Below are 12,311 nucleotides of genomic sequence, written 5' to 3' on the forward strand. Positions count from 1 at the left end.
CCGGACACCTGCCGCAGCAGTTCCGGCGGCAGCGGTTGCGGCGCAGGAACTGTCTGACCAGGCTGCTGCTTGGGAGAAACGCTAGAACCGGGAACGCTCTTGGTGGTGGTGGGCTGCATGGTGTGCTCCTGTGGGCTGTGCACAAGGCGATGTGCACTGAACACATTGCAGCAGCCACCACGTCGGCCGGTAACTGTCAGCTCTTACAGGGATGCGCTCGGTGAAATCCCCGGGGGGTGAGCCAGCTCAGCGGATCAAACCAAGTCGCAATGCTTTCAAAACTGCCTGGTGCTTGTTGACACACCCGAGTTTGTGCATCGCGTTGTTCGCGTGCAGCACGGCAGTGCGCTCGCTGATGCCGAGGACGTTGGCAACCTCCCAAGCGGTCTTCCCTTCCATCGTCCACCGCAATGTTTCGAGCTCACGCGGTGTGAGAGAAGGCCCTTCCTGGGAGACCACAGCCGGCTGCAACAAGCGAACCGAAGCTTCCTGTGCGTGCACAGCGTAGAGTTGCAACGCAGCGACCATGCGGGTAATTTCCGCCACGTCCTTGGGCAAGGGTTGGTCACGGTCCACGCCGAACAGGAAGTGCCGCCCCTCGGGCATATGGAGCGCAAGACAGATGCCATGTCGGTACCCAAACCTGGCTTGCTCCTCCCACACCTCAGCCTGACCGGCATCGAGGTAGGTGTTCTGGCTCCAGATAATGGGCACGCTCTTGTGCTTGCAATGCTGCATCACGGGATCGCGCTTGGCCGTATTACGGTCCTCTCCGATCTCGCGATACCCCGCCGGCGCGTTGTCGATCCATATGAATTCTGAATCGCCGATGAAGTGGTCGATGACGGTTGATGCGGTGACCGTCTGAAAGCCGAGGTCCCGCGCAAACCGCACAACGTGTGCCAGCAACTCGTCCTTCGTCTTGGCCTCAAGGACGGACAAGTAGCCACTTTGAAGCAGGCCTGACATGAGCTTGACTCCTAACTTGTTCCGGGCCGTCGCCAATAGCGTCAGCGCTCATGATACGAAAGACCGCCCCTCCAGATGCTCACTGAATCAACCCCAACCTCAACGCCTTCACCACCGCATGGAGTTTGCTCGAGCAACCCAGCTTGCGAGCCGCACTGTGGGCATGACGCGCGACGGTGTCCTCGGCAATTCCAAGAATGCGCCCCACCTCCCACGCCGTCTTGCCTTCCATCGCCCACCGAAGAGTTTCAAGCTCCCGAGGGGTGAGGGCCACCGTCTCCTGCGGAGCGACCGAAGGCAACAGAACATGAGTGGACGCCTCCTGGGCATAGGCGGCGTACAGCTGCAGCGCCGCGGTCATCCTGGTGATCTCTGACGGGCACGCTGGCAAGGCTTGGTCACGATCCACACCCAGAAAAAAGTGCCGTCCTTTGGGTAGGTGCATGGCGAGACCGATGCCGCAGCGATAGCCATATTGGGCCTGCTCCTCCCACTTGTTGCCCTCGCCCGCCACAACGTAGGTCGCCTGATTCCAAATGATGGGCACGCTCTTGTGTTTGCAGTGCTGCATCACCGGATCGCGTTTGCCGTTGGCTGGATCGCTGGCCAAAGCGTCATAGGCCGCAGGCCCGTTGTCGACACAATGAAACTCTGGTTCACCCAGGACGTGGTCGATCACAGCCATCGCCGTGACCGTCCGGAAGCCCAGCCCCTGGGCGAAACGCACGACATGCGCTTCAAACTCGTGCTTGGTCTTCGCGTCCAGAACCGATATGTATTCGCCTTGCAGCATGCTTTCCATTCAGGAGCCTCACTGAATCAACCCCAACCTCAACGCCTTCACCACCGCATGATGCTTGCTCGAACACCCAAGCTTGCGCGACGCGTTGTGGGCATGCCGGATCGCGGTGTTCTCCGCGATGCCGAGGATGCGCCCGATCTCCCAGGCGGTCTTGCCTTCCATCGTCCAGCGCAGCACTTCGAGTTCGCGCGGTGAAAGCGCGAGGCCCTTGTGCTGCTCCAGCTCCGGCGGGGCCAGAAGGCGCATCGCGGGCTCGAGTGCATAGGTCGCAAAGAGCTGTGCCGCCGCGAGTGCGCGAGTGACCTCCGCAGAGTTGGGCACGAGCCGCGCGGCGCGGTCGAGGCCGAACATCATGTGGCGCCCGTTCGGCAGGTGGTGGACCACCGCGATGCCGGTGCGGTAGCCGTGCTGCGCCTGGTGCTCCCAGGCCTCGCCCTGCCCGGCGTGCACATAGGTGGACTGGTCCCACACGAGCGGGCGGTGGCTGTGCTTGCAGTGCTGGCTGACCGGGTCGAGCTTGGCGTCGTCGAGGTTGGCAAAACTCTCGCGGTAGGCCGCGGGTGTGTTGTGCACCGAGCGGAATTCCGGCTCCTGGCCCGGCCGCTCCAGCACCGTGGTGAGCGAGACCGTCTGGAACTGCAGCCGCTGGGCGAAACGCACCACGCAAGCCTGCAGCTCGTCGGGGGTCGACACCTCGTGCACCGCGAGGTAGTCGCCGTGATGTAACTCGTGATCCATCCCTGTTCGGCCCTGAAGGCACTTGTTGCTGGCGGGGTCGCCCAGTTCTCGCGACCTGCGACAGATTACACCTGTCATGTTTGACAGCTGGCAGGGTTGACAGCTGCGAAGGCGCTGGCTTGTGCGCATCATGCCGCCACTCCAACAACCATCGGACTCTCATGCTGCGCCCATTGTCCAAACCCCATGTCGCTGCCGCGCCCGCGTGGATCGTGTGTGCGTGGCCCCCCGTCACCTGTCCCATCCAGCAGGCGCCCAGTCTCAACTTCGTGCACCTCGGAACCCGCGTGCTCAAGCCCGGCGACGCCGACAGCCCCACCACCGGCCAGACCCTCTGGGGCGGCCCCTCGGGCGAAGGCGCGGCCGGCGTGGCCTGGGATTGGGTCGAGATCCAGGAGGGCGTGGTCGCGATGGCCGACCCCTTCGGGCTCGTCACCAACCTGCAGTTCGTGGGCACCAAGGGCAAGGTGCTGACCGGCTTCGAGGCGACGCTGTGCCTCAACGAGCTGGTGCACGCCCTACCCTGGCAGAGCGAGGTGCAACGCGCGCTGGAACGTGTGGAGCACTGAGGCTCGCACCGCACAGGCACAAAGAACACAGGCACAAAGAAAGACAGGCCACCGCACGGGCATGGGTGGCCTGGGAAACACCCCGGTAGGTGCAGGTTGCGCGAGCAACCCGTTGGAGACCGATGCGGATCGGTGCGCGCCCGGCAGGTGGTCTGCCGGGCCGATGGATGCCGACGTGGCCAGGCCCTCGGGTTGGCGTGATGGCTGCCAGCGGCTCGTCGGCTGCCGCAGGCCTCACGCCTCCCTTGTGTCCTCCCCGACCCGGAAGCCTGTCCACGCCGGCCCCCTCTCTCGTGGAGCAGGGTCCATGCGTTTGCCGTGACGGCAACAGGCAAAGACTAAGGCGCCGGGGGGCGCGCGCCTATGCCAAGAGCTTGTCATTGACCGGCCGCCGGGTCAGCCGGTAGCAGCATCTCGATGTGCGGGATGCCGTCTTCCAGGTATTCCTCGCCCACGGCCTGGTAGCCGAAGCTGCCGTAGAAGCGCCGCAGGTACGACTGCGCCGAGATCCGATTGCCCTGCCCCGGAAAGCGCTCGGCCGACAGCCGCAGCACACGCGCCACCAGCTCGCGGCCGAGGCCGGTGCCGCGGCCCGCGGCGGTGGTGACCACGCGACCCATCGACGGCTCGGTGTACTTCACACCCGGGTCCACCAGGCGTGCGCAGGCAAGCGGCAGCTCGTGGCCCTCGGCCCACGCGGCAATGTGGAACGACTGTTCGTCGGCCTTGTCGGCGTCGAGGTAGACGCTGTTCTGTTCGATGGCAAACACCGTCTGGCGCGCGCGGTAGAGGCGCGCCAGTTCAAGGGGCGAGAGTTCTTCGAGGCGTGCAATGCGCCAGGTGATGCTCAGGGATGCAACGGGCTGATTCATGTGCACATCATGCGCATACTCGGGCCCCATTCAAAGGAGGAGGATTCCGATGCGCCGCTTGCTGCTCGCCTTGTTCGTGGTCGTCGCCGCGCTCGTGGCCTACCTGCTCCTGTGGCCGGTGCCGGTGAAGCCGGTAGCCTGGACCGTGGCGCCGACGCCAGGCTACACCGGCGCGCATGCGGCCAACACACGCCTGGCCGGGCTGCAGACCCTCGACCTCGGCAGCCACCGGGGCCCGGAGCACATCGTCTTTCGCAACGGCTGGCTCTACATCGCGGTGGATAGCGGCGCCATCGTCCGCATGCGCCCCGACGGCTCGGGCCGCGAGGTGGTGATCCAGACCGGCGGCCGCCCGCTCGGCTTCGACTTCGATGCCGACGGCGCGATGGTCATCGCCGACCCGATGGCCGGCCCGCACGGCGGCCTCTTCCGCGCCACTGGCAGCGGCGCGAGCGTGAAGCTCGAGCTGCTTACCGACAGCGTCGACAACACGCCCATCGTCTATGCCGACGGCGTGGTCGTCGCGAAGAGCGGCAAGATCTATTTCACCGACGCCAGCCAGCGCTTCGGCGCCAAGGCCTGGGGCGGCACCTTCAACGCGAGCGTGCTCGACATCATCGAGCACCAGTCGACCGGCCGCCTGCTCGAGTACGACCCGGCGACCAAGGCCACCCGCGTGCTGCTCGCCGACCTGTGCTTCCCGAACGGCGTGGCGCTCTCTGCCGACGACCAGCACCTCTTCGTCGCCGAGACCGGCGAGTACCGCATCTGGAAGGTCGCCACCACCGCCACGGCCGTGAGCGCCAAGACTCCCAAGGCCACCGCCAGCGTGCTGATGCACAACTTGCCCGGCTACCCCGACAACCTGATGCGCGGCCAGGACGGCCGTGTGTGGATGGGCCTGGTGAAACCGCGCGGCGCCTTCATCGACAACAGTGCCGGCAAGCCCTGGCTGCGCTCGCTGTCGATGAGATTGCCGAAGGCGCTGTGGCCGGTGCCGCCCGCCTACGGCCACGTGGTCGCGTTCGACGAATCGGGCAAGGTGCTGCTCGACCTGCAGGACCCGACCGGCGCCTACCCCGAGACCACCGCCGTCACCGAGGCCGACGACCGCCTCTACATCCAGAGCCTGCACGCCAAGTCCCTCGGCTGGCTCGACAAGAAGAAGGCGGGCCTCTGAACGCGCGGCGCTAACGCAGTGCGGCGGCGCGCAGCCGCCGCGCCACGTAGGCCACGCCGAGCGCGGTCAGCAGCACACAGGCGACGACGGGCACCAGCAGCTGCTCCGGGCTCACGCCCTCGCCCTTGAGCACCTTGGTCATCAGCGTGTGCTGCGCGAGGGCCGGCACCCACAGGTGCCACGGCGCCTCGCCGCTCTGGTTGAAGGTGGTCATGAGCGGCAGCAGCGACACCGCCAGCACCACCAGCGTGCTGGCCGCCTGCGCCTCCTTGAAGGTCTTGCAGCGGATCGCCACCGCCATCAGCACCGCCGACAAGGCCGCGGCAAACGGCAGCAGCACCGCGAGGAACCACAGCGCCTCCACCAGGCCGAACTGGAACATCGCCTGCAGCGTGTCGCTGCGCAAGAGCCACTGCGCCGGCAAAAAGCCCAGGCAGCTCAGCACCGCGATCAGCATCGCAAGCGACGCCACCGCCGCCCACTTGCCCACCACCAGTGCCGCCCGCGGCGACGGTGTCATCAGCAGGGGCTCGAGCGACGCGCGCTCGCGCTCGCCGGCCGTGGTGTCGAGCGCAGCATTGAGCGCGCCGTAGAGCACCGCCATCATGATGAAGAAGGGCAGCATCGCGGTGAGCTGGGCCGCACGCGCCTGGGTGCTCGCCAGGTCGCGCTCCTGCACCGCGAGCGGCGACAGCAGCTCGGGCGACACCCCGCGCAGCATCAGCCCGATCGAGCCGCGCTCGCGCGCATAGGCCTGCAGCAGCCGCGAGACCCGCGCCGCACTCGCCTGCGAGGGCCGGTTGCCGCTGTCCTGCACCACCTCCACCTGAGGCTGCTCGCCGCGCAGCAGCGCGGCTTCGAAGCCGGCCGGCACCACCAGCACCGCCTCGTGCAGCTTCGAGCGGCGCAGCAGGTCTTCGTAGTCCGTCGGCGCCGGCAGCACCTTGATGCTCTGCCGCGCGAGGAAGTTCGCCAGGCCCGGCGCATGCTCGATGCCCACCGCCACCAGCTCGCGTCGCTCGGCACGCTCCTCGAACGAAGCGAGCAGGCTCGACAGCGCCACCAGCACCAGCGGCCCGAGCAGCACCGCCGACACCAGCACCATCATCAGCGTGCGCCGGTCGCGCAGCGCGTCGACCAGCTCCTTGGCCATCACCACCCACGCGAGCATGACGGCCTTCATGACGTCACCTCCGGAAACGCCAGCTTCACGAACGCCTGCTCGAAGTCGCGCTCGCCCGTCTGCGCGAGCAACTCGTCGACCGTGCCGTGCGCCACGGTGCGCCCGTGCGACACCACCACCACCTCGTCGCACAGCCGCTCCACCTCTTGCATGATGTGCGTCGAGAACACGATGCACTTCTCGCCGCCCTCGGGCGAGCGCAGCCAGCGCAGCGTGTCGCGCAAGGCGCGCGTGGCCACCACGTCGAGGCCGTTGGTCGGCTCGTCGAGCACGATGTGGCGCGGGTCGTGCACCAGCGCGCGGGCCAGCGCGGTCTTCATGCGCTCGCCCTGGCTGAAGCCCTCGGTGCGGCGGTCGAGCAGGGGCGCCATCTCCAGCATCTGCGCGAGTGACTCGGCCCGTGCGTTCGCCGCCTCGCGCGCCATGCCGTGCAGGCGGCCGTGGTAGACGATGTTCTCGCGCGCGGTGAGCCGCGGGTACAGCCCCCGCGCATCGCTCAACACGCCCATGCGCGCCTGCGCCGCCTGCGGGTCGCGCGCCACGTCCACCCCTTCGACCGTGAGCGTGCCAGCGTCCGGTGTCATCAGGCCGGCGAGCATGCGCAGCGTGGTCGTCTTGCCTGCACCGTTGGGCCCGAGCAGGCCGGTGATGCGGCCGTCGGCGGCCTGGAAGCTCACCTCGCGCACCGCCTGCACCGGCGCGGCGCGGCGCAGGCGCCAGCCGCCGCGTGCGGCGGCGAACTGCTTGGCCACGCCCTGCACCTCGATCACTTCAGGCTCCCCACCGGCCGAAACGCGGGCGGGCGCGGCACGCCCTGCACGCAGCGGGTGTCGAGTGCGAGGGCGGCCCGCTCTTCCTCGTGGTCGACGAAGCGCGTCAGCAGCTCGGGCCCGCAGCCGATGCCGAGCACGCCGTGGCCGGCATTCGGCACCACCACGTGCCGCGCCTTCGCGCCCAGCGCCCGCGCCACCCGCTCGCCGTGGCGCGGTGGGGTGGCCGGGTCGAGGCCGCCGCTCAGCAGCAGCACGGGCACCGGGCTCGTGCCGATCCGGTAGAACGCCTCGGGCAGCTCGCCGCGCGGCCAGTCGGCGCAGGCCTTCTCGTAGAGGGTGCGGCCGTCGGCGAAGTCGCCGGGCACGGTGTCGCGCCCCGCCACCAGGCGTGACAGATCTTCACTGCACACCACCGAAAAATGCATGCCCATCGCGAGCCCCGAGCCTTTGCGGCCGGTGAGGCTGCTGCCGAGCGTGAGCAGGCCTTGCGGGCGGCCGAGCGTCGCCTCGTGCATCGCCACCGGCAGCGCCTGCATCAGCACCGGCGTGTACAGCGCGCCGCGCACCGCCGACATCGCCATCGCGCGCGTCAGCGTGAACTGCTCCGGCTGCCCCGTGAGCGGGTGCTGCACGCTCACCGGCTGCGGCAGGCGGGCGAGCCAGGCCGACCAGGCGCCGCGCAGGTCGGGGTGCTCGCGCCGGCAGGCGGGCTCGGCCTCGCAGGCGGTGAGCAGCGCGTCGAACGCCGTCTGCGCATCGGCCGCCGAACTCGCGGGCAGCGCCATGTCGGGCGGGGCCACGCCATCGAGCACCAGGCGCCGCACGTGCGCGGGGAACTGGCGCAGGTAGTCGAGCCCCGCGCGCGTGCCGTAGGAGACGCCGACGAGGTCGATGCGCTCGGCGCCGAGCGTGCGGCGCACCGCGTCGAGGTCTTGCATGGCGATCGGCGTGGTGTAGTGGCGCAGGTCGCCGTGCGGCAGCGCCTGCAGGCGCTGGCGGCACTCGCGCAGCTGGGCGAGCTGCCGCTCGGGGTCGGCCTGCTCGGCCACCGACTGGCGGCGCGGGTCCTCGCACACGAGCGGCGCCGAGCGCCCGGTGCCGCGCTGGTCGACGAAGACGATGTCGCGCCGGTTGTTGAGCCGCGCGAAAAGCGGCATCACCTGCCCGGCCAGCGAGATCGCACTCTGCCCCGGGCCGCCGGCCAGCAGGAACACCGGGTCGGCCAGCTTGTTGCGCGCGAGCGCCGGCACCACCACGTAGTGCACCGCGATCTGCGGGCCGGAGGCGGCGGCCGGGTCGAGCGGCCGCAGCACCGCGCCACACAGCACCTGGTGCGAGAGGCCGTCGACGCGGCACGGCGCCGGGCCCGCCGCCAGCGCCTGCAGCGCCCCTGTCCACAGCCAGACACCGACGAGGAGCGCGCCTCTCATTGCCCCAGCAGACGCTTCAACTCGCCGCTGGCGATGAGCCTGTCCAGATCGCTCGCGCCGCCGATCAGCTGGCCTTTGACGAACACCATCGGGAAGGTGGGCCAGCCGGTCCACATCTTGAGCGCGTTGCGCCGCCGCCAGCCGCTCAGGTAGCTGCCGAACTGGAGGTATTGGTAGGGCACGCCGGCGGTGTCGAGCGCACGCCGGGCACGCCGCGCGGGCATGTTGAACGCCATGCCCACCACCAGCACCGGGTTCGATGCCGCTGCCGAGCGCACGTTGTGCACGATGTCGGCGTGCAGGTTGGCGACCTTGTCGCGGATGGCCGGGTGCAGCAGGGGTTCGTCGAGGATGGGGCGCGGCATCGAGGCGGTGCGTGGGAGACAGCGAAGCCGTGAGCTTAAGCGCTGCTCAAGCCCCCAATTCGTGCCACCGATCGTGCCGCTCGCGCCGCTCGGCGCGGTAGTTGGTGATCTCCAGCCGCACCCCGTCGGGGTCGGTGAAGAAGGTGGCCCAGTAGTCGGGTGCATAGCCGGGGTGCAGGTGCGCTTCGCTCGCATCGATGCCGGCGGCGCGCAGGGCCTTCGAGGCGGCCACCACGTCGTCGACCGACTCCACCCGCAGGCAGAAGTGGTGCAGCCCCGGCGAGTAGGGGTCGTGCGTGCCGCTGCCACGCCGGGGCCGCAGCACGTAGCCGAAGTGGCGGTTGTAGTACTGCACGTGCCGGTCGCCGCCGATCTCGAAGCTGTTGCTGCGAAAGCCGAGCACCTCGCGCAGCACCGTGTCGTAGAAGGCCTGCGAGCGGGCCAGGTCGGAGACGGTGATGTAGATGTGGTCGATGCCGGTGACCTCGATCATGGGCGCGCTCCTGGAGCCGAAAGACGGGGCCAGCCAGTATCGGCCGCCCCCGCGCGCCGCGTGGCTCAGGTCGCGAGCACCCCACGCTGGAAGTCGGCCATCGCCTGGTGGATCTCGGCCGGCGTGTTCATCACGAAGGGCCCGTACTGCACGATGGGCTCGTGGAGCGGTTTCCCGGCGATGACAAGCAGCTTCGCCTCACCCTCGAGCGCCCGAACCGCCACGCCGTCCGCCGCCTCGTCGTTGGCGAGGATGGCCATGCGCTCGCGTTCGACCCGCGTGCCCGCGATCTCGACCGCGCCGCCGTACACGTAGACGAAGGCATTGTGGCCGGCCGGGAGAGGCTGTGCGAAGGTCGTGCCCGCGGGCAGCGCCACGTCCAGGTACAGCGGCTCGGTGGTCGGGCGCGTCACCGCGCCAGTCACGCCGTGGCTAACGCCTGCGATCACGCGCACCGCCACGCCACTTTCCAGCGTGAAGACGGGCACGCCCTGCGGCGGCACGTCGCGGTACGTCGGCGCCGTCATCTTGTCTTTGGCGGCGAGGTTGACCCACAGCTGGAAGCCGGCCATGCGGCCCTCTTCCTGCTCGGGCATCTCGGAATGGATGATCCCGCGGCCGGCCGTCATCCACTGCACGCTGCCGGGTTCGAGCAGGCCCACGTTGCCCACGCTGTCCTGGTGGCGCATGCGGCCTTCGAGCATCACCGTCACCGTCTCGAAGCCGCGGTGCGGGTGGCTCGGAAACCCGCCGATGTAGTCGGACGCGCTGTCGCTGCCGAAGGCATCGAGCATCAGGAAGGGGTCGAGCCGGCGCTGCAGCGGTTGCGTCAGCACACGGGTGAGCTTCACGCCGTCGCCGTCGGAGGTGGGCTGGCCCTGCACCAGCCGCTCGACGCGGCGCGAGGTGGCAACGGAAAGAACGGCAGGGGTGCTGGAAAGCGCGGTGGTGGTGTTCATGACAGCCACTCTATGCGCCACGAAAAGCGCCGCGCTCAAGACTTTTTGCACACAGCGCTCAAAGGATGTGGAGTCGCCCCACTCCCCGCGCCAGCACAACAAGCGTAGGCTCCGCCTCAGAAATTGCTTATGAAAAGCAAGCACTTCGGACGTGCGTCCGAATTCACTGCGAAAGAGACGACATGCAACGCAGACACTTCCTGGCCGCTGGCGGCCTGGCCAGCCTGGGCGTTCCCGCCTGGGCCCAGAGCGCCAACGAGATCGTGCTCGGCAACAGCGGCATCCTCGGCGGCCCGCTGGGCGCGCCGGTCAAGATGATGCTGGCCGGCGCCGACCTTGCCTTCCACGCGGCGAACGCGCAGGGCGGCGTCAACGGCCGCAAGCTGCGGGTGGTGTCGCTCGACGACGAGCTGAAGCCCGACAAGGCCGTCGCCAACTACCAAAAGCTTCTGAGCGAACACAAAGCCCTCGCCTTCTTCGCCTGCGTGGGCTCGGGCACCACGGCCGCGGCGAGCCAGGTGCTGAAGGAGAGCGGCGCCCCGCTCGTCGGTGGCTACGCAGTGGCCGACTCGGCGCGCGACAAGGCCCAGGGTTCGGCCTACTTCGTGCGCGCCACCACCGGCCGCGAGGCCGAGGTGCTGGTCCAGCAGCTGCAGACCATCGGCATCACCAAGCTCGCGGTGGCCCACCTCGACAACCCGGGCGGCGTGGAAGCGATGCGCCTCATCGAGAAGGCGCTGGCCGCGCACCAGCTGAAGCCGGTGGCGGCCTCCCCCATGAAGGGCGATGCGTCCGATGCCGCGGCCGTGGCCGGCACGCTGATGGCGGGCGAGCCCCAGGCCATCGTCATGTACCTCGGCGGCGCGCTCGGCGGCGAGCTGATGAAGGCGGTGTGGGCGCGTGGCCTGCAGCCGTCGTTCTACGGCATGTCGCTGGTGCCGGGCGACCTCATCGCCAAGGTCGTCGGCGAGAAGACACGCGGCCTTGCCATCTCGCAGGTCATGCCCTACCCGTGGAACGAGGTCGACCCGACGGTGAAGGAATATCGCCGCCTGGCCACCACCGCCAAGGTGCCGGTCAACTACTACAGCTTCGAGGGCTATGTGAACGCCCTCGTGATGCTCGACGGCCTGAAGCGCATGGGCCGCGACCTCAACCGCCAGAAGCTGCATGCGGCACTCGCCGCCACCAAGCTGCGCATCGCCGGCATGGACGTCAACTTCGCCAGCGGCAACCACACCGGCTCGCGCTTCGTCGAGCTGGTGCAGGTCACCCGCGACGGCCGTTTCGTCCGCTGACCGCCCGCTGCAAGGTCATGGTGAAAGCGGTGTAATGACCGCCCTTTCACCACGACCTAGGCGGAACATGAAGCTCTACTACAGCACCGGCGCCTGCTCGCTGTCCGTCCGCATCACCCTGCTCGAGTCCGGCCTGCCCTTCGAGGCCGTGCTCGCCAGCACCAAGACCCACCAGCTCGAAGACGGCACCGACTACTACACGATCAATCCCAAGGGTTACGTGCCGCTGCTGGAGTTCGACAACGGCGAGCGCCTGACCGAAGTGGCCGCGATCCAGCAGTACATCGCCGACCAGGTGCCGGCCAAGAACCTCGCGCCCGCCAACGGCACGATGCCGCGCTACCGCCTGCAGGAGTGGCTCACCTTCATCGGCACCGAGCTGCACAAGGCCTATGGCCCGCTCTTCAACCCGAACGCGAGCGACGAGGTCAAGAACGGCGCCAAGAGCCGCATCAACGGCCGTCTGGCCTACGTCAACGAGCAGCTGGCCGGCAAGTCGTACCTGCTGGGCGACTACAGCGTGGCCGACAACTACCTCTTCGTGGTGCTCAACTGGTCGGGCCGCGTGGGCATCGAGCTGGCTCCGTACCCGAACATCACGGCCTACATGGCCCGCATGCTGGCGCGCCCCGCGGTGCAGGCCGCCCTCAAGGCGGAAGGCCTGATCAAGTGACGCGCAC

Annotated in this window: 14 protein-coding genes; 4 read left to right on the top strand and 10 right to left on the bottom strand. The window is 68.5% G+C overall.

Translation table 11 applies throughout. The features are described 5' to 3' along the window. Nucleotides 1–246 precede the first annotated feature (246 nt). The 3 genes from RXV79_RS25950 to RXV79_RS25960 form a co-directional block, all read right to left on the bottom strand. Nucleotides 247–969: an autoinducer binding domain-containing protein gene (locus RXV79_RS25950; protein WP_316701058.1), complete on the bottom strand. Its 723-nt coding sequence runs from the start codon at nt 967–969 to the stop codon at nt 247–249. Nucleotides 970–1,048: 79 nt separating this feature from the next. Continuing rightward, nucleotides 1,049–1,771, bottom strand: a complete 723-nt coding sequence (locus tag RXV79_RS25955; protein ID WP_316701059.1) for a helix-turn-helix transcriptional regulator — start codon at nt 1,769–1,771, stop codon at nt 1,049–1,051. A 9-nt stretch (nt 1,772–1,780) separates the two neighbouring features. Continuing rightward, the gene (locus RXV79_RS25960; protein WP_316701061.1) at nt 1,781–2,509 is read right to left on the bottom strand and encodes a helix-turn-helix transcriptional regulator; all 729 of its coding nucleotides are present in this window, start codon (nt 2,507–2,509) and stop codon (nt 1,781–1,783) included. A gap of 161 nt (nt 2,510–2,670) precedes the next feature. On the opposite strand from RXV79_RS25960, the gene RXV79_RS25965 reads away from it, so the two are divergent. Continuing rightward, nucleotides 2,671–3,078 (top strand): DUF4902 domain-containing protein, encoded by a 408-nt coding sequence (locus RXV79_RS25965; RefSeq protein WP_316701062.1) that lies wholly within the window; start codon nt 2,671–2,673, stop codon nt 3,076–3,078. A gap of 377 nt (nt 3,079–3,455) precedes the next feature. Here RXV79_RS25965 and RXV79_RS25970 read toward each other — a convergent pair whose 3' ends face one another. Beyond that, the gene (locus RXV79_RS25970) at nt 3,456–3,950 is read right to left on the bottom strand and encodes a GNAT family N-acetyltransferase (RefSeq protein WP_316701063.1); all 495 of its coding nucleotides are present in this window, start codon (nt 3,948–3,950) and stop codon (nt 3,456–3,458) included. A gap of 49 nt (nt 3,951–3,999) precedes the next feature. Between RXV79_RS25970 and RXV79_RS25975 the strand changes: the two genes are divergently transcribed. After that, nucleotides 4,000–5,130 carry an SMP-30/gluconolactonase/LRE family protein gene (locus tag RXV79_RS25975; RefSeq protein ID WP_316701064.1) on the top strand — a complete coding sequence of 377 codons (1,131 nt, stop codon included), beginning with the start codon at nt 4,000–4,002 and terminating at the stop codon, nt 5,128–5,130. Between the two features lie 10 nt (nt 5,131–5,140). Here RXV79_RS25975 and RXV79_RS25980 read toward each other — a convergent pair whose 3' ends face one another. The 6 genes from RXV79_RS25980 to RXV79_RS26005 all read right to left on the bottom strand — a co-directional run bounded on the left by RXV79_RS25980 (nt 5,141) and on the right by RXV79_RS26005 (nt 10,333). Further along, nucleotides 5,141–6,313 carry an ABC transporter permease gene (locus RXV79_RS25980; protein ID WP_316701065.1) on the bottom strand — a complete coding sequence of 391 codons (1,173 nt, stop codon included), beginning with the start codon at nt 6,311–6,313 and terminating at the stop codon, nt 5,141–5,143. Beyond that, nucleotides 6,310–7,083, bottom strand: coding sequence for an ABC transporter ATP-binding protein (locus tag RXV79_RS25985; RefSeq protein ID WP_316701067.1), 774 nt, complete (start codon nt 7,081–7,083; stop codon nt 6,310–6,312). Before RXV79_RS25985 ends, RXV79_RS25980 begins: the two co-directional genes overlap by 4 nt. Further along, complete coding sequence (locus RXV79_RS25990) at nt 7,080–8,516, bottom strand: alpha/beta hydrolase (protein WP_316701068.1); 1,437 nt, start codon at nt 8,514–8,516, stop codon at nt 7,080–7,082. Before RXV79_RS25990 ends, RXV79_RS25985 begins: the two co-directional genes overlap by 4 nt. Further along, nucleotides 8,513–8,881, bottom strand: coding sequence for a glutaredoxin domain-containing protein (locus RXV79_RS25995; protein WP_316701069.1), 369 nt, complete (start codon nt 8,879–8,881; stop codon nt 8,513–8,515). The genes RXV79_RS25990 and RXV79_RS25995 overlap by 4 nt, the downstream gene beginning before the upstream one ends. A 46-nt stretch (nt 8,882–8,927) precedes the next feature. Continuing rightward, nucleotides 8,928–9,374 (bottom strand): VOC family protein, encoded by a 447-nt coding sequence (locus tag RXV79_RS26000; RefSeq protein WP_316701070.1) that lies wholly within the window; start codon nt 9,372–9,374, stop codon nt 8,928–8,930. Between the two features lie 65 nt (nt 9,375–9,439). After that, nucleotides 9,440–10,333 carry a pirin family protein gene (locus RXV79_RS26005; RefSeq protein WP_316701072.1) on the bottom strand — a complete coding sequence of 298 codons (894 nt, stop codon included), beginning with the start codon at nt 10,331–10,333 and terminating at the stop codon, nt 9,440–9,442. Nucleotides 10,334–10,515: 182 nt separating this feature from the next. On the opposite strand from RXV79_RS26005, the gene RXV79_RS26010 reads away from it, so the two are divergent. Both RXV79_RS26010 and gstA read left to right on the top strand, forming a co-directional pair. After that, complete coding sequence (locus RXV79_RS26010) at nt 10,516–11,631, top strand: ABC transporter substrate-binding protein (RefSeq protein ID WP_316701074.1); 1,116 nt, start codon at nt 10,516–10,518, stop codon at nt 11,629–11,631. Nucleotides 11,632–11,698: 67 nt separating this feature from the next. Further along, nucleotides 11,699–12,304, top strand: a complete 606-nt coding sequence (gene gstA, locus RXV79_RS26015; protein WP_316701075.1) for a glutathione transferase GstA — start codon at nt 11,699–11,701, stop codon at nt 12,302–12,304. Nucleotides 12,305–12,311: the final 7 nt, after the last annotated feature.

Origin of the sequence: Piscinibacter gummiphilus (assembly GCF_032681285.1) — a bacterium.
GTDB classification, from domain to species: domain Bacteria; phylum Pseudomonadota; class Gammaproteobacteria; order Burkholderiales; family Burkholderiaceae_C; genus Rhizobacter; species Rhizobacter gummiphilus_A.

Coding starts and splice junctions, on each gene's coding strand:
- RXV79_RS25980 (WP_316701065.1), bottom strand. CDS start 6,313: ATGAAGGCCGTCATGCTCGCGTGGGTGGTGATGGCCAAGGAGCTGGTC.
- RXV79_RS25975 (WP_316701064.1), top strand. CDS start 4,000: ATGCGCCGCTTGCTGCTCGCCTTGTTCGTGGTCGTCGCCGCGCTCGTG.
- RXV79_RS25960 (WP_316701061.1), bottom strand. CDS start 2,509: ATGGATCACGAGTTACATCACGGCGACTACCTCGCGGTGCACGAGGTG.
- RXV79_RS26000 (WP_316701070.1), bottom strand. CDS start 9,374: ATGATCGAGGTCACCGGCATCGACCACATCTACATCACCGTCTCCGAC.
- RXV79_RS25995 (WP_316701069.1), bottom strand. CDS start 8,881: ATGCCGCGCCCCATCCTCGACGAACCCCTGCTGCACCCGGCCATCCGC.
- RXV79_RS25950 (WP_316701058.1), bottom strand. CDS start 969: ATGTCAGGCCTGCTTCAAAGTGGCTACTTGTCCGTCCTTGAGGCCAAG.
- RXV79_RS25965 (WP_316701062.1), top strand. CDS start 2,671: ATGCTGCGCCCATTGTCCAAACCCCATGTCGCTGCCGCGCCCGCGTGG.
- gstA (WP_316701075.1), top strand. CDS start 11,699: ATGAAGCTCTACTACAGCACCGGCGCCTGCTCGCTGTCCGTCCGCATC.
- RXV79_RS26005 (WP_316701072.1), bottom strand. CDS start 10,333: ATGAACACCACCACCGCGCTTTCCAGCACCCCTGCCGTTCTTTCCGTT.
- RXV79_RS25955 (WP_316701059.1), bottom strand. CDS start 1,771: ATGGAAAGCATGCTGCAAGGCGAATACATATCGGTTCTGGACGCGAAG.
- RXV79_RS25990 (WP_316701068.1), bottom strand. CDS start 8,516: ATGAGAGGCGCGCTCCTCGTCGGTGTCTGGCTGTGGACAGGGGCGCTG.
- RXV79_RS26010 (WP_316701074.1), top strand. CDS start 10,516: ATGCAACGCAGACACTTCCTGGCCGCTGGCGGCCTGGCCAGCCTGGGC.
- RXV79_RS25970 (WP_316701063.1), bottom strand. CDS start 3,950: ATGAATCAGCCCGTTGCATCCCTGAGCATCACCTGGCGCATTGCACGC.